The sequence below is a fragment of the Streptomyces sp. NPDC002676 genome, assembly GCF_053592455.1.
The window spans coordinates 308893-329266 of record NZ_JBSFVT010000001.1; the positions used below are offsets into that span (position 1 = coordinate 308893).

General features: G+C 70.5%; 19 protein-coding genes. 15 read left to right on the top strand and 4 right to left on the bottom strand.

The annotated features are described in order from the left end of the window. The first annotated feature begins 8 nt into the window (after positions 1-8). Genes iolB through mmsA form a run of 3 tightly spaced genes read left to right on the top strand, consistent with a single transcriptional unit; the run spans position 9 to position 4250 of the window. Entirely contained in the window at positions 9-857 is an 849-nt protein-coding gene (gene iolB, locus ACWD3E_RS01455) for a 5-deoxy-glucuronate isomerase (RefSeq protein WP_451385505.1), read from the top strand. Beyond that, complete coding sequence (gene iolD, locus ACWD3E_RS01460; RefSeq protein WP_451385506.1) at positions 854-2731, top strand: 3D-(3,5/4)-trihydroxycyclohexane-1,2-dione acylhydrolase (decyclizing); 1878 nt, start codon at positions 854-856, stop codon at positions 2729-2731. Before iolB ends, iolD begins: the two co-directional genes overlap by 4 nt. Before the next feature lie 16 nt (positions 2732-2747). After that, a complete protein-coding gene (mmsA, locus tag ACWD3E_RS01465) occupies positions 2748-4250 on the top strand; it encodes a CoA-acylating methylmalonate-semialdehyde dehydrogenase (RefSeq protein WP_451385507.1) in 1503 nt (500 codons plus the stop codon). A 66-nt stretch (positions 4251-4316) separates the two neighbouring features. On the opposite strand, the gene ACWD3E_RS01470 is transcribed toward mmsA, so the two are convergent. Then, positions 4317-5141, bottom strand: a complete 825-nt coding sequence (locus ACWD3E_RS01470; protein ID WP_451385508.1) for a hypothetical protein — start codon at positions 5139-5141, stop codon at positions 4317-4319. A gap of 401 nt (positions 5142-5542) precedes the next feature. Here ACWD3E_RS01470 and ACWD3E_RS01475 point away from each other — a divergent pair, with 401 nt between their 5' ends. The 5 genes from ACWD3E_RS01475 (at position 5543) to ACWD3E_RS01495 (ending at position 13155) form a co-directional block, all read left to right on the top strand. Further along, positions 5543-6949 carry an APC family permease gene (locus ACWD3E_RS01475; protein ID WP_451385509.1) on the top strand — a complete coding sequence of 469 codons (1407 nt, stop codon included), beginning with the start codon at positions 5543-5545 and terminating at the stop codon, positions 6947-6949. Positions 6950-7099: 150 nt separating this feature from the next. After that, positions 7100-9769 (top strand): CocE/NonD family hydrolase, encoded by a 2670-nt coding sequence (locus ACWD3E_RS01480; RefSeq protein WP_451385510.1) that lies wholly within the window; start codon positions 7100-7102, stop codon positions 9767-9769. After that, the gene (locus tag ACWD3E_RS01485) at positions 9766-10629 is read left to right on the top strand and encodes an ABC transporter permease (protein ID WP_451385511.1); all 864 of its coding nucleotides are present in this window, start codon (positions 9766-9768) and stop codon (positions 10627-10629) included. The genes ACWD3E_RS01480 and ACWD3E_RS01485 overlap by 4 nt, the downstream gene beginning before the upstream one ends. 11 nt (positions 10630-10640) lie before the next feature. Further along, positions 10641-11162 (top strand): hypothetical protein, encoded by a 522-nt coding sequence (locus tag ACWD3E_RS01490; protein ID WP_451385512.1) that lies wholly within the window; start codon positions 10641-10643, stop codon positions 11160-11162. 70 nt (positions 11163-11232) lie between these two features. Further along, the gene (locus ACWD3E_RS01495; RefSeq protein ID WP_451385513.1) at positions 11233-13155 is read left to right on the top strand and encodes an AMP-dependent synthetase/ligase; all 1923 of its coding nucleotides are present in this window, start codon (positions 11233-11235) and stop codon (positions 13153-13155) included. 74 nt (positions 13156-13229) lie between these two features. Here ACWD3E_RS01495 and ACWD3E_RS01500 read toward each other — a convergent pair whose 3' ends face one another. Together ACWD3E_RS01500 and ACWD3E_RS01505 are read right to left on the bottom strand one after the other, a co-directional pair. After that, positions 13230-13637: a rodlin gene (locus ACWD3E_RS01500; protein ID WP_451385514.1), complete on the bottom strand. Its 408-nt coding sequence runs from the start codon at positions 13635-13637 to the stop codon at positions 13230-13232. 224 nt (positions 13638-13861) lie between these two features. Beyond that, positions 13862-14272 carry a rodlin gene (locus tag ACWD3E_RS01505; RefSeq protein ID WP_451385515.1) on the bottom strand — a complete coding sequence of 137 codons (411 nt, stop codon included), beginning with the start codon at positions 14270-14272 and terminating at the stop codon, positions 13862-13864. Positions 14273-14758: 486 nt separating this feature from the next. Between ACWD3E_RS01505 and ACWD3E_RS01510 the strand changes: the two genes are divergently transcribed. The 6 genes from ACWD3E_RS01510 (at position 14759) to ACWD3E_RS01535 (ending at position 18203) form a co-directional block, all read left to right on the top strand. Further along, positions 14759-14986: a chaplin gene (locus ACWD3E_RS01510; RefSeq protein WP_451386472.1), complete on the top strand. Its 228-nt coding sequence runs from the start codon at positions 14759-14761 to the stop codon at positions 14984-14986. Positions 14987-15100: 114 nt separating this feature from the next. Continuing rightward, positions 15101-15793 carry a chaplin gene (locus ACWD3E_RS01515; protein ID WP_451385516.1) on the top strand — a complete coding sequence of 231 codons (693 nt, stop codon included), beginning with the start codon at positions 15101-15103 and terminating at the stop codon, positions 15791-15793. A 421-nt stretch (positions 15794-16214) separates the two neighbouring features. Beyond that, a complete protein-coding gene (locus ACWD3E_RS01520) occupies positions 16215-16454 on the top strand; it encodes a chaplin (protein ID WP_451385517.1) in 240 nt (79 codons plus the stop codon). 209 nt (positions 16455-16663) lie between these two features. Next, positions 16664-16954, top strand: coding sequence for a hypothetical protein (locus ACWD3E_RS01525; protein WP_451385518.1), 291 nt, complete (start codon positions 16664-16666; stop codon positions 16952-16954). 164 nt (positions 16955-17118) lie between these two features. Further along, a complete protein-coding gene (locus tag ACWD3E_RS01530; protein WP_451385519.1) occupies positions 17119-17619 on the top strand; it encodes a DUF5949 family protein in 501 nt (166 codons plus the stop codon). Further along, positions 17619-18203: a vitamin K epoxide reductase family protein gene (locus ACWD3E_RS01535; protein WP_451385520.1), complete on the top strand. Its 585-nt coding sequence runs from the start codon at positions 17619-17621 to the stop codon at positions 18201-18203. Before ACWD3E_RS01530 ends, ACWD3E_RS01535 begins: the two co-directional genes overlap by 1 nt. A gap of 1140 nt (positions 18204-19343) precedes the next feature. On the opposite strand, the gene ACWD3E_RS01540 is transcribed toward ACWD3E_RS01535, so the two are convergent. Next, on the bottom strand, positions 19344-19697 hold the full coding sequence (locus ACWD3E_RS01540) for a hypothetical protein (protein WP_451385521.1): 354 nt from the start codon (positions 19695-19697) through the stop codon (positions 19344-19346). A 202-nt stretch (positions 19698-19899) separates the two neighbouring features. Here ACWD3E_RS01540 and ACWD3E_RS01545 point away from each other — a divergent pair, with 202 nt between their 5' ends. Next, positions 19900-20373, top strand: a complete 474-nt coding sequence (locus ACWD3E_RS01545) for a hypothetical protein (protein WP_451385522.1) — start codon at positions 19900-19902, stop codon at positions 20371-20373. Position 20374: the final 1 nt, after the last annotated feature.

Consider the following 20374-nt stretch of genomic DNA (forward strand, 5'->3'; position numbering starts at 1 on the left):
GGGGCCGTATGACCAGCACCGACCTGCATCTGCCCAAGGGCGCGACCGCGAACGCCCAGTACGCCGTCGACATCGACCCCAAACGGGCCGGCTGGACACACAGCAGTCTGCGCGTCGTGGAGTTGACACCGGGCGGCACCCATACGTTCACCACCGGGGACAGTGAATGGATCGTGCTTCCGCTGCAAGGCGGATGTACCGTGCAAATTGAGGAAGACGAGTTCCAACTCCTGGGCCGGGAAAGTGTGTTCGCAGCGGTCTCCGACTTCGCGTACGCACCCCGGGACACCCGGGTCCTGATCGCCTCCGGCGCGGGAGGCCGCTTCGCCCTGGCAGGAGCGAAGTGCGAGCGACGACTCCCCGCCCGCTACGGCCCCGCGCCGGAGGTCCCCGTCGAGCACCGCGGCAGCGGCAACTGCGCCCGCCAGGTACGCAACTTCGCCTCGGACGCCCGCGCCAAAGGCGCTGATGGACAAGGCTTCGACTGCGACAAGCTGATCGCCGTGGAAGTGATCACCCCCGGCGGGAACTGGTCCTCGTACCCGCCGCACAAGCACGACGAGCACCGGCCGGGCGTGGAGTCCGAGCTGGAGGAGATCTACTACTTCGAGATCGAGGGCCCGAACGGGCTCGGCTACCAGCGGGTGTTCCCCTCGCGGCCGGGCGGCGCCGACGTCCTCGCCGAGGTCCGCTCCGGCGACGCCGTGCTCGTCCCCGACGGCTGGCACGGCCCGTCCATCGCCCAGCCCGGGCACGACATGTACTACCTGAACGTCATGGCGGGCCCGGGCGCGACCCGGGAGTGGCGGATCTGCTTCCACCCCGATCACGTCGAGAGCACTGGGGGATACCGATGACGATCCGGCTGACCGTCGCGCAGGCACTCGTCCGCTTCCTCGCCGCCCAGTACACCGAGCGCGACGACGAGCGGCGGCGGCTGATCGGCGCCACCTGGGGCATCTTCGGGCACGGCAACGTGGCCGGGATCGGCCAGGCCCTCGTCGAGTACAGGGACCTGATGCCGTACCACCAGGGCCGCAACGAGCAGTCCATGGTGCACGCGGCCGTCGGCTACGCCCGCCAGTCGAACCGCCTGTCCACGCACGCGGTGACGACGTCCATCGGCCCGGGCGCCACCAACCTGGTCACCGGCGCCGCCCTCGCCACGATCAACCACCTCCCGGTCCTCCTCCTGCCGGGCGACGTCTTCGCCACCCGCCCCGCCGACCCGGTGCTCCAGCAGCTCGAGGTGCCGTACGCGGGCGATGTGTCGGTCAACGACACCCTGCGCCCGGTGTCGAAGTACTTCGACCGGATCACCCGGCCCGAGGCCCTGATCCCGAGCGCCCTGCAGGCCATGCGGGTCCTGACCGACCCGGTGGAGACCGGCGCGGTCACCCTCGCGCTGCCGCAGGACGTGCAGGCGGAGGGCTTCGAGTGGCCGGAGGAGTTCTTCACCGAGCGGGTGTGGACCGTACGGCGGCCGGGCGCGGACCCCACCGAGCTGGCCGAGGCGGTCCGGGTGGTCCGGGCGGCGCGCAGGCCCCTCGTCGTCGCGGGCGGCGGAGTCCACCACAGCCGCGCCGAGGAGGCCCTCGCCGAGTTCGCCGAGGTCACCCGGATCCCGGTCGCCTCCACCCAGGGCGGCAAGGGCTCCCTGCGCTGGGACCACCCGCAGGACGTCGGCGGCATCGGCCACACCGGCACCGCAGCCGCCGACGAACTCGCCCGCACCGCCGACCTGGTGATCGGGGTGGGCACCCGCTACACCGACTTCACCACCGCCTCCGGCACCCTCTTCGAGAACCCGGACGTCCGCTTCCTCAACCTCAACATCGCCTCCTTCGACGGCCACAAGCTGGGCGGGCTCCCGCTGGTGGCGGACGCCCGCAGCGGCCTGGGCGAGCTGACCGAGGCGCTGGTGCTGCACGGGCACACGGTCGCCGACTCCTACGTCACCGAGTACACCGAGGGCAGGGAGCGCTGGGAGCAGCGCGTGGACGCCTGCTTCGAGGCCGCCGAACCGGACGTACGGCCGACCCAGCCGCAGGTCATCGGCGCCCTCGACGCCCTGGTGGACGAGTCGGACATCGTCGTGGGCGCGGCCGGCTCGCTCCCCGGCGATCTGCACAAGCTGTGGCGGGCGCGGTCGTACGACCAGTACCACCTGGAGTACGGCTACTCCTGCATGGGCTACGAGATCCCGGCCGCGATCGGCGTGAAGCTGGCCGCGCCGGAGCGGAACGTGTGGGCGCTGGTCGGCGACGGCACGTATCTGATGATGCCGACGGAGCTCGTGACCGCCGTCCAGGAGGGCGTCGCGATCAAGATGCTGCTCGTGCAGAACCACGGGTACGCGTCCATCGGGGGCCTGTCGGAGTCGGTGGGCGGCGAGCGGTTCGGCACCGCCTACCGCTACCCGGCGGCGGACGGGACGTACACGGGCGCCCCGCTGCCCGTGGACCTCGCCGCCAACGCGGCCAGCCTCGGCATGCGGGTGCTGCGCGCGAAGAGCGTGAGCGACCTGCGCGCGGCGCTCGCCGAGGCACGGGCCGCCGACACCGCCACATGTGTCTATGTGGAGACCGAAACGTCCGACACTGTGTCGGGCGCGCCTCCCGCGCAGGCCTGGTGGGATGTTCCTGTGGCCGAGACCGCGACCCGATCGTCCGCGGTCAAGGCACGTGAGCTGTACGAACGGCACGTCTCGACCCGACGCCGCCATCTGTAATAAGGAGTCTCTGGGCATGACGAAGATCGTCAACCACTGGATCGGCGGGAAGACCGCCGAAGGCGCGTCGGGTACGTACGGGCCGGTCACGGACCCGGCGACCGGCGCGGTCACCACCAAGGTCGCGTTCGCGTCGGTCGAGGAGGTGGACGCGGCCGTCGCCGCCGCGAAGGACGCCTTCGCGACCTGGGGCCAGTCCTCTCTCGCCCAGCGCACCAGCATCCTCTTCAAGTTCCGCGCGCTGCTGGACGCCCACCGCGACGAGATCGCCGAGCTGATCACTGCCGAGCACGGCAAGGTGCACTCCGACGCGCTCGGCGAGGTCGCGCGCGGCCTGGAGATCGTGGACCTGGCCTGCGGCATCAACGTCCAGCTGAAGGGCGAGCTGTCCACGCAGGTCGCGAACCGTGTCGACGTGGCCGCGATCCGCCAGCCGCTCGGTGTCGTCGCGGGCATCACGCCGTTCAACTTCCCGGCGATGGTCCCGATGTGGATGTTCCCGCTCGCCATCGCGTGCGGCAACACCTTCGTGCTGAAGCCGTCCGAGAAGGACCCGTCGGCCTCCGTCCGCATCGCCGAGCTGCTGTCCGAGGCCGGTCTGCCGGACGGCGTCTTCAACGTCGTGCACGGCGACAAGGTGGCCGTCGACCGCCTGCTGGAGCACCCGGACGTCAAGGCCGTCTCCTTCGTCGGCTCGACCCCGATCGCCCGCTACATCCACACCACTGCCTCCGCCAACGGCAAGCGCGTCCAGGCGCTGGGCGGCGCCAAGAACCACATGCTGGTCCTGCCGGACGCCGACCTGGACGCGGCGGCGGACGCGGCGGTCTCGGCGGCGTACGGCTCCGCGGGCGAGCGCTGCATGGCGATCTCGGCCGTGGTCGCGGTCGGCTCCATCGGCGACGAGCTGGTGGAGAAGATCCGCGAGCGCGCCGAGAAGATCAAGATCGGTCCCGGCAACGACCCGGCCTCCGAGATGGGCCCGCTGATCACTGCCGCCCACCGCGACAAGGTGGCCTCGTACGTCTCCGGTGCCGCCGCCGAGGGCTCCGAGGTGGTCCTGGACGGCACGGGTTACACCGTCGAGGGCTTCGAGGACGGCCACTGGATCGGCATCTCGCTGCTCGACCGGGTGCCGACCACCGCGAAGGCGTACCAGGACGAGATCTTCGGCCCGGTGCTGTGCGTGCTGCGCGTGGACACGTACGAGGAGGGCGTGGCCCTCATCAACGCCTCGCCGTTCGGCAACGGCACCGCGATCTTCACCCGGGACGGCGGCGCCGCCCGCCGCTTCCAGCTGGAGATCGAGGCGGGCATGGTCGGCGTGAACGTGCCGATCCCGGTGCCCGTCGGCTACCACTCCTTCGGTGGCTGGAAGGACTCGCTCTTCGGCGACCACCACATCTACGGCAACGACGGCACGCACTTCTACACCCGCGGCAAGGTCGTGACCACCCGCTGGCCCGACCCGTCCGAGGCGCCCGCCGGTGTGGACCTGGGCTTCCCGCGCAACCACTGACGCCGTACGTACGGTGCCCCGTCCTCCGCGTGCGCGAGGGCGGGGCACCGGTGTGTCCAGCCGTGCTCAGCGCCGCTGCTGCTGCTCGACCAGGGCGGTGACGTCGCCGGTCCGCGCGGCGGGTGGTGCCTTCACCCGAGCGGTCCGCCCGAAGCTCTCGAAGTCCATGGTCAGCTTCAGGGCGCCGATCCTCTCCTTCAGCCGCACCGGAAGACCGTCGGCGCCGATCCAGACGTCCATGGCGACCGTGGCCGCCCCGCCGGTCAGCGCGCCCATGGGGCTGTCCTTGTCGCCGTAGACGTCCTTGACCGGGCCCAGGTGCGCCCGGTCGACGACGCCGCGGTAGTGCCTCGCGGGCCGTCCGTCCACCGTCAGGGTGCCGAGGTCCTTGACGTCGTGCGCGTACTTCAGGCGCCGTATGACCGCTGCCGGGCTGGTGGCGTTCGCGGAGACGGCCCGGGCGCCCTTGTCGCCGTACGCCGCCGACGCGTCGACCCGCATCCACTCCTTGCCCTTGAGCGGCCCCGAGGGCTGCGGGTCGATGCCGTAGTAGTAGACGCCGTGCACGAGCAGACAGCGGATCGTGGGGGAGTCCTGCAGTGCCTGCAGGCGCGCGGCTCGCGTGTCCATCTCGACGTCGTAGGCGTATCCGCCGCCCCAGGAGTACGTGCCCTCCATGGGGACGGCGGTGCCGGTGCCGTAGTCGACGGTCATCCTGACCCGGGCGGAGCCCGCGGCCTCGGTCCGGTCCGCGGCCCGCGCGAGCGCCGCCGTCGTCCTGACCGCCGTCGTCCTGTCTGCCGTCCTGACGCTCTGCGTGCCGCACCCGGAGGCCGCCACCAGCGCCGCCGCGGTGAGTCCCACCCAGGCGGTGGTGTGCCGCAAATTCATGCGGTGACTCTAGCGCCCCGCGATGACATGCACGCGACTGCTTTGCGCGTCCGGATACCGGACGCTCTGACATTTTTTTGACGCCTCGGCTGCGGTTCCCGTTTAGGTGGGATGAAACGGGTGACGAAGGGGTTTCCAAGGGATGACCTTTGAAAGCAAGGTCATTTCTGATCAGGGCTTGATGGATGCACCAATAGGGCTTCACGGCCTGGGAAATCGATGTGACGTGGGTCTTACCGGAGGTACGGATTCCGAAGGTAAACCGCCATTGACGTGGTGGTTTTCGTCGGGGTTCTCTATGCACCGCCGGGAGCGGACGAGACGAACGTACGACGAGCCGCCGGAGGCGATAGCGCTCCCGACCCCCACCCTCAGTCACACGAGTCGATCGGAACCGCCGCATGACCGACACGCTCCGCCCTGTCGAGACAGCCGTCATAGACGGTTCCGGGGCCCCTGACAGCCCCCAGAAGCTCAAGCGTTCCATCGGCGTCGTCGGCGGCACCCTGCTGACGCTGTCGTGCGTCACGCCCGCCTCCACGCTCTTCGTGGTCGTCCCCGACCTCTTCGGCTCCCTCGGCACCGCCACCGCCCTGACGATCGCCATCGGCTCCCTCCTCTGTATCGCCGTGGCGTTCTGCTACTCCGAGCTGGGCACCCTCATCCCCAGCGCGGGCGGCGAGTACGCCATGGTGTCGACGATGGCCGGGCGGCTCGCGGGCTGGCTCGTCTTCGTGCTGTCCCTGCTGGTGGTGATGATCGTCCCGCCGGTGATCGCGATGGGCACCGCCGACTATCTGGCGCCGATCGTGCACCTCGACCCCTCGATGACCGGCGCCGGCGTGATGCTGCTCGCCACCCTCGCCGGCCTGCTCGACCTGCGCGCCAACGCCTGGATCACCGGCATCTTCCTGGTCCTGGAGGTCGTCGCCGCCGGAGTCGTCGCGCTGCTCGGCTTCAGCCACAGCCACCGCGGGGTCGGCAGCCTCGTCTCCATGAAGGTCGCCGGAGAGCACGGCCACGCCGACACCGTGACCGCCATGCTCGTCGTCTCCGGCCTCGCCATCGCCCTCTTCGTCACCCAGGGCTTCTCGACCGCCGTCTACCTCTCCGAGGAGCTGGAGCACCCGCGCCGCAACGTCGCCCGCACCGTGCTCGCCACCCTCGCCATCTCCACCGTCGTCATCCTGGTCCCGGTCGCCGCGATCACCATGGGCGCCTCCGACCTCAAGGAGCTGACCGGCGGCGACATCAGCTCCATGGTCACCGCCTGGTCCAACTCCGCGGTCGGCACCTTCGTCAGCCTCTGCGTGGCCCTCGCGATCATCAACGCGGGCATCGTCATGGTCATCCAGAACTCCCGCGTCCTGTTCGCCTCCGCCCGCGACAAGGCCTGGCCCCAGCCCGTCAACAACGCCCTGTCCCGCCTCGGCCGCTTCGGCTCCCCCTGGGTCGCCACGCTCGCGGTCGGCGTCCCCGGCGCGCTGCTCTGCTTCGTCAACCTGGACACGCTGTACGGCGTCACGGGCGTCTCGGTGACCGGCATGTACCTGCTGGTCGCGGTCGCCGCCCTGCTGGCCCGGCGCGGCTCCCACAAGGACATCCCGGCCTGGCGGATGCCGCTGTGGCCCGCGATGCCGGTCCTGCTGATCGCCGTCCTCGTCTACATCCTCGTGGAGCAGGACCCGACCTACCTGCTGTGGACCGGCGGCATCACCGCCGTCGCCACCCTCTACTGGGCCTTCTACCTCCGCCCGCGCCGCGAGACCCGCTGGCTGGTCTCCATCCCGGAGGACGCGCAGGCCTGACGGCGTCCCCCACCCGTCCGCCCCGTCCCCGCCCGTCCCCGCGTACCGCGACCGAAGTACGCGGGGACAGGTCTGTACTCCCCAAGGAGGGGCCGGGGTTCAGCCCGGCGGGCGCAGCCGTTGTCGGTGGCGGCCCGTACGGTGGGGGGCATGGATCTTCGGCGCGTGAGACGGGGTGTGCCCGGGCTGCGAGGGCTGCTGAAGGGACCGCGCCGGCTTCTGGCCGGCGCGGCCGTCGTCGCGGTGCTCGCCGGCGTCGGCACCTGGACGGCCGCCGCCTCCGGCGGGGAGCCCTCGGTGCACCGGGCCGACCGGGTCATGACCATGGCCGACGGCACGCGCCTGGACACCTCGTACTTCACCACCGACTCCGCCGGCCGCCGCCCCGCCGTCCTCCTGGCGCACGGCTTCGGCGGCAGCAAGGACGACGTGCGCGGGCAGGCCGAGGACCTCGCGCGCGACGGGTACGCGGTGCTGACCTGGTCCGCGCGCGGCTTCGGGAAGTCCACCGGGAAGATCGGGCTCAACGACCCGGGGCACGAGGTCGCCGACGTCTCCCGGCTCATCGACTGGCTGGCCGGGCAGCCCCAGGTGCGGCTCGACCAACCCGGCGACCCGCGCGTGGGCGTGGCCGGCGCCTCCTATGGCGGAGCGGTCTCCCTGCTCGCCGCCGCGTACGACCACCGGGTCGACGCCATCGCCCCGGCCGTCACCTACTGGAACCTGGCCGACGCCCTGTTCCCGAACGGCGTGTTCAAGAAGCTGTGGGCCGGCATCTTCTTCAACAACGGCGGCGGCTGCGCCCGGTTCGAGCCCGCGCTGTGCCGGATGTACGACCGGGTCGCCGAGTCGGGCACGCCGGACGAGGCCGCCCGCAGGCTGCTGGAGCAGCGCTCGCCGTCCGCCGTCGGCGACCGCATCAAGGTGCCCACGCTGCTGGTGCAGGGCCAGACCGACTCCCTCTTCACGCTCGCCCAGTCCGACGCGGCCGAACGGACGATCAGGGCGGGCGGCGCGCCCGTGGACGTCGACTGGATCGCGGGCGGCCACGACGGCGGCGACACGGAGAACAGCCGCGTCGAGGCGCGCGTGAACGCCTGGTTCGACCGGTACCTGAAGGGCGACAAGGGCACCGCCATCGGCCCGGCCTTCCGCATCACCCGCACCGGAGGTGTCGACTCCACCAACGGCAGGGCCCTGCTGCGCGGCGCGAGCGCCGACGCCTACCCCGGTCTGCACGACCACCGGCGCGCCATCGCCCTGACCGGCGGCGAGCAGCGCTTCGCCAACCCGGCGGGCGCCGCCCCGCCCGCCGTCTCCGCCCTGCCCGGCCTCGGCGGCTCCGGCGGCGGCCTCGCCCAGCTCTCCGCGCTCGGCGTCGGCGTCTCCCTCGACTTCCCCGGCCAGTACGCCAGGTTCGACTCGGCACCCGTGCGCACCGGCCTCAGGATCACCGGCGCGCCGACGGCGACCGTGCATGTCACCTCCACCAGCGAGGACGCCGTCCTCTTCGGCAAGGTGTACGACGTCGGCCCCGACGGGACCCAGCAGGTGCTGCCCGCCCAGCTCGTCGCCCCCCTGCGCGTGACCGGCGCCAGGTCCGGCAAGGACGTGACGGTCACCCTCCCGGCGATCGACCACGAGGTCCAGAAGGGTCACCGGCTCCGCCTGGTCCTCGCCTCCACCGACCTCGGCTACGCCTCTCCGGCCGCCCCGGCCACGTACACCGTCTCCCTGAAGGGAGACCTCAGTGTGCCGACGGCTCCCGCCGTCACCACCGCCGCGGCGCCCCTGCCCGCCTGGGTGTGGTGGCTGCCCCTGGCCGGCGCGGCGGTCGCCCTCGCGCTGCTGCTGACCGGCAGACGCCGTACGACCGCCCCCGCACCCGATCCGGAACTCGCCGAAGTCCCGCTCCAGATCACGGACCTGAGCAAGCGGTACGCCAAGTCCGCCGACCGGTACGCCGTCCGTGACCTGTCCTTCCGGGTGGAGAAGGGCCAGGTGCTCGGCCTGCTCGGACCCAACGGCGCGGGCAAGACCACCACCCTGCGCATGCTGATGGGCCTGATCAAGCCGGACGGCGGCGAGATCCGCGTCTTCGGGCACGCGATCCGGCCCGGCGCGCCCGTGCTCTCCCGGGTCGGCGCCTTCGTGGAGGGCGCGGGCTTCCTGCCCCACCTGTCCGGCCGGGAGAACCTGGAGCTGTACTGGCGGGCCACCGGCCGCCCGCCCGAGGACGCCCACCTGGACGAGGCGCTTCAGATCGCGGGCCTCGGCGACGCGCTCGCCCGCGCGGTGCGCACCTACTCCCAGGGCATGCGCCAGCGCCTCGCCATAGCCCAGGCCATGCTCGGCCTGCCGGACCTGCTGATCCTGGACGAGCCCACCAACGGCCTCGACCCGCCCCAGATCCGCGAGATGCGCGAGGTGATGATCCGCTACGCGGCCGGCGGCCGTACGGTGATCGTCTCCAGCCATCTCCTCGCCGAGGTCGAACAGTCCTGCACCCACCTGGTGGTGATGGACCGCGGCCGGCTGATCCAGGCCGGGCCCGTCGGGGAGATCGTCGGCTCCGGGGACACCCTGCTCGTCGGCACCGGCACGCCCGTGGAGGAGCCGGTCGTGGAGAAGGTGGCCGCACTGCCCGGCGTCGCCTCCGCGGAGCGCAGCGACGACGGCCTGCTGGTCCGCCTCCGGTCCGGCGGCACGGCCGAGCAACTGGTCGTGGAGCTGGTGCGCCTGGAGGTGCCCGTCGCCTCCGTCGGCCCCCACCGGCGCCTGGAAGACGCCTTCCTGACCCTGATCGGAGGTTCCGCATGAGCGCGGTCACCGAGTCCGTCGAGGTGGCCTCCGGCTACCGTGCGGGCCGCACGCTGCCGCTGCGGGTCGAGCTGGTCCGCCAGCTCAAGCGGCGGCGCACGCTGGTCATGGGCGGGATCCTCACCGCGCTGCCGTTCGTGCTGCTGATCGCCTTCGCGATCGGCGGCAACCCGTCGGGCCGCGACGGCCAGATCACGCTGATGAACACGGCCACCGCGTCCGGCGCCAACTTCGCCGCGGTGAACCTGTTCGTCTCGGCGGGCTTCCTGCTGGTCATCCCGGTCGCCCTGTTCTGCGGGGACACGGTCGCCTCGGAGGCCGGCTGGTCCTCCCTGCGCTATCTGCTCGCCGCGCCCGTGCCCCGAGCCCGGCTGCTGTGGTCCAAGCTCGTCGTGGGACTGGGGCTCAGCCTCGCCGCGATGGTCCTGCTGCCGGTGGTGGCGCTCGCCGTCGGCACGGCGGCCTACGGCTGGGGCCCGCTGCAGATACCCACGGGCGGCGCGCTCGACCCGGGCATCGCGGCACAGCGTCTCGCGGTCACCGTGGGTTACGTCTTCGTGTCCCAACTGGTCACCGCCGGGCTCGCGTTCTGGCTCTCGACCAAGACCGACGCCCCGCTCGGCGCGGTCGGCGGCGCCGTCGGCCTGACCATCGTGGGCAACGTCCTGGACGCCGTCACCGCCCTCGGCCACTGGCGCGACTTCCTGCCCCCGCACTGGCAGTTCTCCTGGGCCGACATCATCCAGCCGCACCCCGAGTGGTCCGGCATGATCCAGGGCGCCGCGATCTCCGTCACGTACGCCCTGGTCCTGTTCGCCCTGGCCTTCCGGGGGTTCGCCCGCAAGGACGTGGTCTCCTAGAGAATCTCCCCATGACCAGTGACCGAGACGAACGAGCCGACGCGGACCGCGTGTTCATCCGCAGCAAATGGGGCACCAACCGCTACGTCTACAACCCGGACAACCCCGTCGGCAGGGCCCTCATCGTCGGCTCGCTGCTGTTCGCCGCCGGAGGCATGTGGCTGCTGTACCACTCGGGCGGGCCCGGCTCCTGGGGCGGGGACGACCTGCGCAGCGCGGTCACCACGGCGACAGGCGAGCTGTCGAAGGAGGCGCTGCTCGGGCCCGGCTCCGGCGACTACGACGCGATCCTGCGCGAGCGGATCGCGCGGGACGGCAACGGCCCCGAGGACGCGCTCTCCGTCACGCTCGCCTCCCCGGAGCCCGAGTCGATGATGTTCACCGGCGGCCCGGAGCAGGCCCGGTACTCCGTCACCGCCCACGGCACGGACACCGCGTTCTGCCTCGACGTCCAGGGCATGAAACGCAAGGCGCAGATGGGCTACGACTCCCTCACCATCACGGTGACCGACGGCGCGTGCACGACCCATTGACCTTTCCTTACCTCTGAGTAAGTTGGCGCGGCAGCAAGAGCCTTCGCATCAGCCGCGACAGGGAGCCGCCATGGGCGTACGCAAGGATCTGAAGCGGGCACGGCAACGCACCGACCTGGCGGGCAGGAGCGCGGTGGAGATCGTCAAGGACGCGGCGGGCGTCGTGCGCGAGGTCCGCGCGGCCCCCCTCGCGCCCCCGCTCACCAGCGGCTCCCTGGCCGATCTGCCGTTCACGCACGCGGCCGGGAGCCCGGACGCCGTACTGCTGCGCCGCCGCGCGGAAGGGGCCTGGCGCCCGGTGACGGCGGCCGTCCTCGCCGCCGAAGTCGCCGCCGTGGCCAAGGGGTTGGTCGCCGCCGGGCTCGAACCGGGCGGCCGGGTCGCGGTGATGTCCCGCACCCGCTACGAGTGGACCGTCCTGGACTTCGCGATCTGGGCGGCCGGCGGCCAGTCCGTGCCCCTCTACCCGACCTCCTCCGCCGAACAGGTCGACTGGATCGTCCGCGACTCCGGTGTTCGGTACGTCGTCACCGAGACCGCCGAGAACACCGCGACCGTCACCACCGGCACCGCGGACCACCCCCGGCCCCCGCGCCTGTGGCAGCTCGACGGGGGTGCGATCGCCGACCTCACCGCCCTCGGCCACAACGTCCCCGACGACGAACTCGCCAAGCGTCGCGCGTCGTTGACCCCCGACACCATCGCCACCGTCTGCTACACCTCCGGCACCACCGGCCGGCCCAAGGGCTGCGTCCTCACCCACGCCAACCTGCACGCCGAGGCCGCCAACACCGTCGAGCTGCTGCACCCGGTCTTCCAGGCCGTCACCGGACAGCAGGCCTCCACCCTGCTCTTCATGCCGCTCGCCCACGTCCTCGGCCGTACCCTCCAGCTGGCCTGCCTGCTGGCCCGCATCGAGACCGGCCACTTCCCGAGCGTGAAACCCGACGAACTGCGGCCCGCGCTCCGGGAGTTCCGGCCCACCTTCCTGGTCGGGGTGCCGTACCTCTTCGAGAAGATGCGCGACACCGGGCGCGCCACCGCCGAGAAGCTGGGCCGCGGCGCCTCCTTCGACCGCGCCGAGCGGATCGGCGTCCGCTTCGGCGAGGCCCACCTGCGCAGGTTCCTCGGCACCGGCAAGGGTCCGGGCCCCGGCCTGTACGTCGCCTGGGCGCTGTACGACCTGCTGGTGTACCGGCGCATCCGCAAGGAGCTGGGCGGCCGGATGCGGTACGCCATCAGCGGCGGCTCCCCGCTGGACCGCAACCTCAACCTGTTCTTCTACGCCGCCGGGATCATCGTCTACGAGGGCTACGGCCTGACCGAGACCAGCGCCGCCGCCACCATCGTGCCCCCGCTCGGGCCCCGCCCCGGCACGGTCGGCCTGCCCGTCCCGGGCGTGTCCGTGCGCATCGCCGACGACGGCGAGGTGCTGATCAAGGGCGGGATCGTCTTCGGGTCGTACTGGAACAACCCGGCGGCCACGGATGCCGTGCTGGCCGGCGACTGGTTCGCCACCGGCGACCTCGGCGCCCTCGACGAGGACGGCTATCTCACCATCACCGGCCGCAAGAAGGACATCCTCGTCACCTCCGGCGGCAAGAACGTCTCCCCGGCCGTCCTGGAGGACCGGCTGCGCAGCCGCTCACCGGTCGGCCAGTGCGTGGTCGTCGGCGACAACCGGCCCTTCGTCGCCGCCCTGATCACCCTCGACCCGGAGGCGGTCGCCCACTGGCTGTCCGTACGCCAACTGCCCGCCGGCACCCCGCTGTCCGAGCTGGTCCGCGACGAACGGCTGCGCGCCGAGGTGCAGAAGGCGGTCGACTATGCCAACGAGGCCGTCTCCCGCGCCGAGTCCATCCGCGCCTTCGCGCTCGTGGAGGGGGAGTTCACCGAGGAGAACGGGCTGCTGACCCCCTCGCTGAAGGTCAGACGGCACGCCGTGACGACCGCCTACGCGGAGCGGATCGAGGCGCTGTACCGCAAGGCGTGAGCGGCTGCGGGCTGACAGCGGAGCGACGGGCCACCGGAGGAACCCGGTGACCCGCCGCTCGGCGAAGCGCTTGCTCAGCTGTTGCCGGTGCCGTTGCTGGACAGCGCGGAGATGTCGTCCAGGATGTGCGAGAGCGCCTCGTCGCCCTTGGCCTGGGTGGAGTTCTCGGTGCACTGCTGGTTCTGCGGCGAGGACAGGACCGGGATGTCCTGGACGCCGACGTTGGCCAGAGCCAGGATCGACTGGGCGTTGGCCTTCGCCGGCAGGCCGATGCAGGGCTTGTTCAGCGAGCCCTGGACCAGCGAGAGCTGCGGGCTCATGTCGCCGTACGTGGCCGAGTTGCCGAACGACTGGCTCGAGTCGTTGCCGCTGAACGACGTGGTGCCCGTGTCGTTGCCGGTGGCAAGCGCTTGGGGGGCCGCCACACCGGCGAGACCGGCGACGGAGGCGGCAACAGCCGCGGTTGCCCACAGCTTCTTCATGTTCGTTCCCTTTCGAAAGGCGGACTCCGGGGAGGGAGCTGCGTGATCGTCAACTGCCCCGGGCCTGCGGCGGTTGCGCCCTTTGCCCCGATCGGAGCAGCGCAGTCGGATGAGTTCACAAGCGCTCCCTGCGGCAGGCGCGGGCGCGTGAACAGCCCGACGGGCCGCCGGAGAACCGGCGACCCGTCGGAGGAGGGCCCGCGAGGAGCCCGGGAGTTGCGCGCTCAGCTGTTGCCGGTGCCGTTGCTGGACAGCGCGGAGATGTCGTCCAGGATGTGCGAGAGCGGCTCGTCGCCCTTGGCCTGGGTGGAGTTCTCGGTGCACTGCTGGTTCTGCGGCGAGGACAGGACCGGGATGTCCTGCACGCCGACGTTGGCGAGGCCGACCAGCGACTGCGCGTTGAGCTTGGCCGGCAGGCCGATGCAGGGCTTGTTCAGCGAGCCCTGGACGAGCGCCATCTGGGGGCTGAAGTTGCCGTAGGTGGCCGAGTTGCCGAACGCCTGCGAGGCGCCGTTGCCGCTGAAGGAGGTGGTGCCATTGTCGTTGCCGGTGGCCAGAGCCGGCGAAGCGGCGACGGCAGAGGCGCCGACGACGGAGGCGGCAACCGCGGCGACGGCCAGAACCTTCTTGATCACTTGCTGATTCCCTTCTGAAGAAACCCCGTCCACCGGAGCACGCTGGTTCAACTGCCCATCGCACCAATGGGTTGCTCCGGTTCACTCCGATGGCCCATAAGGGGGCGCGGAACAAGCTCAGGGCGTCGCCCCGGTGCATTCCCTGCATTCCGTCGCGCCGAACGATCCGATCGAGTGAGGCTCCGCAACCAATGCGTGCGGGCCGGGTTGATGCGAGCGCAGGAACGTGCGTCTTGGCGAGGAGCCAGGAAGGAAAGCGGAATGCTGAGCCCGCAGGTCACGCTGACTCCGCGTTTCTCTGCCGGTTCCGCCAAGTTGTCAATTCTGTGAAGGCGTTCGAGTGAATTCAGGAACGACGCGCGTTCCGTAGTTTCTTCGGCTGCCTGTCCTCGTTTACAGCTTGCCGGTCATGGTGCGAGTCGTTCAAGCTTCGCTCGCTCGGTTTCGGCCGTCAATTGGGGCATGACCGTAGAGAAGGGAAAGTTCATGAAGAAGAGCGCTGCTGTCGTCGCCGGCGCGATCCTGGCGCTGGGTGGGGCCGCCCCCGCCTTCGCCGACGCCGGGGCCTCGGGCTCCGCTGTCGACTCCCCGGGCGTCGCCTCCGGGAACGTGGTCCAGATCCCGGTTCACATCCCGATCAACGTCTGCGGCAACACGGTGAACGTCATCGGTCTGCTGAACCCGGCGTTCGGCAACACCTGCGCCAACGGCTGACGTACGGCACGCAACGCACCAGCCCAGCTGCTGCGTTCTGGCCGGCCCCGGAGCGTCGATCTTCTCCGTTCCGAGGCCGGCCTTCCCACCTCTTCGAGCAGGAAGACCCCTAGATTGCGACAGACCCTCAGCAAGGGCATGGTCGCGGCAGCCGCCGCCACCGGCATCCTGTCCTTGTACGGCAGCCCCGCGCTCGCCGACTCGAACGCGCACGGCGCCACTCAGGGCTCGCCCGGCGTGCTCTCCGGCAACACGGTCAACGCCCCGGTGGACGTCCCGGTCAACGTCTGCGGCAACACCGTTGACGTCGCGGCCGCGTTGAACCCGGCTTTCGGCAACTCCTGTGCGAGCCACGGCGATTCGAAGAGCACCGGCTCGAAGAGTCCCGGCGACTCAGGTGACAGCTCGACTTCCGGCACGAGCGGCAAGACCACCGCGCCACCGCGCGGCGGCGGTGGCGACCGGACCCCGCCCTCTTCCGGCGGAGGCGACCACACGACTCATCCGAGTTCTCCGACTTCTCCCGGCGGCAGTCGCGCCACGCCTCCCAGGCACACTCTGCCTCCCTACGGAGGCAGTCACACCATGCCGCCCGGTCACACCACGCCCCCCAGTCACACCACGCCTCCCTACGGCGACAGTCGCACCACTGCGCCCATCGGTGGCGGCGGATACCAGCAGCTGCCCCAGCTTGCGCACACCGGTGGCGAGGCCGGGACCCTGCTTGCGAGCTCGGCGGCCAGTGCCGTGCTGATCGCGGCCGGGGCGGTCATGTACCGGCGAGGACGGGCCGGCGTCGGTCTGTAGCGCGCCGGGTGCCGGACCCCCGTGCCCGGCACCCGGTTCGCTCACCGCACCCTTATTCCCGCGCGGCAGAGGGCGCCGTCCAGCGGCGCCGTCACCGCATCCTTGAGTGCCGCGCCGTCTGCGGCCCCTCGCCGCGTCGGCCGGCCGGGTCACGCCGTGCACGAACCGCCACGCCGCCCGCTCCGCCCGCTCCGCCCACGCCGCCCGCTCCGCCCGCCGAGCCTCGCGGCCAGGGCGGTCTTCGCGCTGTGCGCGTGCACCGGTTCGGGCCGAAGAAAGCTCCCAAGTGTGCTGGAACCATGAAGAGAAGCCCATTCGGACTTCACCCCATTGGCGGCACAACCCTCAGGGGTGCCGCGCGTTGACACAGCGCCGGGTATCCCGCCCGGATGTTTGTGTCGATTTCAAGGAGCACCTCTCCATGTCGCGTATCGCGAAGGGCCTGGTCCTTACTTCCGCCGCCGTCGCGGCCGTCGCCGGCGGTGCCGGTATGGCTGTCGCCGACTCCGGCGCGCAGGGCGGCGCCGCCACGTCGCCGGGCGTGCTGTCGGGCAACGTCGTCCAGGCCCCGGTCCACGTGCCGGTCAACGTCTGCGGCAACACGGTGAACGTCGTCGCGCTGCTGAACCCGGCGTTCGGCAACACCTGCGCCAACGGCTGACGTCGGGACGCACCCCTTCGGCCGGCCGTCCGCCCCGCTCATCCGTTGCGGGGTGGACGGCCGGTTTGTGCGTTCCACCCGAATGGGGGCGTTTCGGGCTCAGGGATTTCATATGTCTTGTGCGTACGGGGTTTCCGGCCTGACGGGGACTCGTTAGGCACGACGTCAGAATCCCTGGGGCGACTTGAGTTGCCGAAGAGAGGAACACGATGAAGTCCCTGAAGGCTGCCGCCGTCGTTGCCGGTTCCGTGGCCCTTGTCGGCGTCGCCGCGCCCGCGTTCGCCCACAGCACCGCCGACCTGACGCCCACCAGCCTCAACGGCGCCGTGAACACGCTCACGAAGGGCCCCCTCACCCTGAACGACGCGATGCCGCTCCAGCACCAGTCGGACGCGCTGAACACCGAGAACAAGGACTCCGTGCTCAACACGGTCAAGGGTGCGACCGGCGCGCTGAACCAGCACACCCCGCTGCTCGGCGGCCTGCCCCTGCAGAGCTGACACCCTCCCCGCAGGGCCGGTACCGCAGCCGCGGACCGGCCCTCGGTGTGTCCGGGCCCGTTCCCGGGACCGCGTCCCTCATTCGTGTGGCGCAGCGGCGGGCACTGGTCCGGAAGGGTGAGAAGCCGCCCGGCGGCGCGAGGCCGCGTCGATAAGGTCGCGCGGTGACCTCAACCTCAAGCGAATCCCGTGCCTTCCGCGCCGCCGAACTCGGCACGCTCGTCGTCCTGGCCTGGAGCGGCGAGGCCCCGGACGGCACCGACATGCCCTACCTGCTGGCCTACTCCCTCGGGGACGCCGAGGGCGGCCCGGAGGCCACTGCGGCGGCGGTCGAGCACCTGCTGGTGAGCAACGGCCTGCCGGTCGGCGGCGAACTCGTCGACGGCACCACCAAGCCCAGCCTGCCCGTCACCCTGCTGGTCGAGGCCGGTCAGGCCGTCGTCAACATGCCGCAGCTGGTCGCCCAGGCCGACGCACCGAAGGAGTGGCTCGCCGCCGTCGCCGAACGCGGGTACGCCTACCTCGTGTTCACCAAGCGGGCCTGGCCCGAGGGCGAGCCCGGCAAGACCGTCGACCCGGCCGCGCTGGCCGCATTCGCGGGCGCCGAGGACACCCTGAACGCCGCCGCGCACGTCATCCTGCCCGCCCGCAGCCTGCGCAGCTGATGACCAAGGCCACCGCCGGCGGCCGGGGCCTCGGTCTGCTGCTGGTGCTCAGCGGGGCGGCCGGGCTGCTCGCCTCCTGGGTGATCACCCTCGACAAGTTCAAGCTGCTCGAGAACCCGAACTTCGTGCCCGGGTGCAGCCTGAACCCGGTGGTGTCCTGCGGCAGCGTGATGAAGAGCGCCCAGGCCTCGGCCTTCGGGTTCCCCAACCCGATGCTGGGCCTGGTGGCGTACGGCATCGTCGTCTGCGTCGGCATGAGCCTGCTGGCCGAGGCCCGCTTCCCCGGCTGGTACTGGCTGCTGTTCTGGGCCGGGTGCCTGTTCGGGGTCGGGTTCGTCTCCTGGCTGCAGTTCCAGTCGCTGTACCGGATCAACGCGCTGTGCCTGTGGTGCTGCCTGGCCTGGGTCGCGACGATCGTGCTGTTCTGGTACGTCACCTCGCTGATCGTCAGAGAGGGCTTCCTGCCCGCGCCCGGCCGGCTGCGCCGCTTCTTCGTCGAGTTCACCTGGGTGCTCCCCGTGCTGCACACCGGGGTGGTCGGCATGCTCGTGCTGACGCGCTGGTGGGACTTCTGGACGAGCTGACGAACGACGAGCCGGGTGAAGAGCCGACTGCTGCTGCTCCACCAGACGCCCTCCCGGCCGGGAGGGCGTCTGCTTTGTGTCCGGGCCGTTGCTGTGCGCGGGCTGTCCAGGCGCTGTCGGGACGCAGTGTGACTGCGACCTTGATCGTCATCGCGTTGGGTCCACTTCCCCAGCAGCAAGGGAAGTCGAGATCGGACGGAGGGCTCAGACCCGCCGGATGGCGGCTGGTCGGCGCCAACAACCGTGAACTCGGCGGCTGCGCCAGGGCGTTAGCTCCTCGCCAGCATCCGAATCCCCTGATGGATGCCTGTGGGTACACCCCTTCCCCATTTCATCGTCACGCTACGTGAAGAGCCTTGCGTCGAAGTATCCAAAACAGAGCAGGGTTATCGGCGGCTACCAGTGGAGTGCCACCCACCGGCAGCTCGCCGAGCGGCCCGGCCGTACCGAGCTGCGCCGGCGCCTGTACCGGCTGTCGGCTCAGTCCATGGACGGACCTCGGGCCCGAGCCCGGTAATCGAGGAACTGATTACACGTCAGACGGAGCTGCACGGGTGTCATGTCGGCCGCGGGCCGACCTGCGGGGTGGCAATGGTTACCTGTTTTTGTCCGGCGTTGTCGGCCAGGCTCGGTCGGCCCACAGACGGCCTGGGTCTGAGCCGTGACCGGCTGCCCGGACGCCTCAGTCCCATGACGCTCGCCTGGTGATTCATGCGCCTGAGTCCCTGCTGCCCTCGGTGCGCCAGAACTTCAACAGGCAACGACGGCCCACAGGCTGCTCACGGGGCGTGAAGTCAACCCCCACCGGCGGTAAGCGCGTTGGTGGGGGCGTGGTTCTAGGCCTGGCCTCGTCGAGGCTGGTTTCAATGCCTCCTCAAGCGCGTTGACACCTTGGGGATACGGTCGTGTTTGTCTGAATTTGCCAGCTATGTAGCGTCGTGTCAGCCTTGAGATGAGGGGTGGGCATGGACTGGAAATCCAACAGCGAGAAGGAGCCGCCATGCGAACTCATATGAGAGGGGCTGTAGTTGCGGCAGCAGCGGTGCCCGTCCTACTGCTCGGCGGAGCGGCCGGAATCGCCACCGCGCAACACTCCGCTGATGTGAGCACGCAGGCCACCCCGACCAATACCAAGTGCCACTACGAGCAGGGGCACTGGAAATACCAGGGAAAGGGCGAGCACAAAAAGCGCGTCTGGGTCCCTGGCCACAAGGTCTGCAAGTCGGTAGGAACGGCCAAGCCGACGAAGAAGCCGTCGCCGACTACTACGACGACTGGGACGAAGAAGCCGTCGCCGACTACTACGACGACTGAGACGAAGAAGCCGTCGCCGACTACTACGACGACTGAGACGAAGAAGCCGTCACCGACTGTTACGACGACTGGGACGACGTCGAAGCCCCCACCGTAATCGCGATAGGCAGCCCACCCGGCGTCCCCCGGCGCACGGACAGGGCTTCCCGACTGCGGCTCGTGGTGACCGTACGGCCCCATGACGGCCTGCTGCTCCGCGCAGCCCCCGACCAACGGGAAACCGCTGGTCGGGGGCGTTTTCGTTCCTGCCGCGGACTACTTGAAGTGAAGGGCCGGGTTTGGTTGCGTCCTCAGCGAACAAGGAAGATCGCTCTGGCAGGATGCCGGCATGGGGAACACACGTGCGTGGCCCGTGTTGCGGACTACGGACTTGGCTGCGGCATTGAGCCTCGCAGAGAGGTTGCTGTCGGTTGCGGCTTGGTACGAGCCGAGCAGCTGCTACCTGGATGCCTGGGCGCGCAACGATGATGACCTGCGGCGTTTGACTGACGCTCTTCCGGGGGCGCAGGTCACGTCGTACAGAACGGGCGGTATTGGCTTGCCGGCGAGCTTGGCCCTGGGCGTCGGCACCTTCGCGCAAGCGCGCGGGGCCCTGCGGACCTGGGCGGACATCACGCGATGCTACGTCCTCTGGCACAACCTGAAGTGGCCGTCTGTGCCGGAGCTCGGGCTGGACGAGGAGTACAAGTACGCCGAGTTGCAGATCGCGTGCAACAGCCACGACATCCACTGCGAGGAGTGGGCAGCCGAGCACACCGTCTTCATCCATGCACGCCCTGGGGATGATGAGCGGGCTGCTTGGTTGGCGGCACAGGCCGACGCCCGAGTCGTCGGGCCGCCCGAGTTTGGGTGGTAGT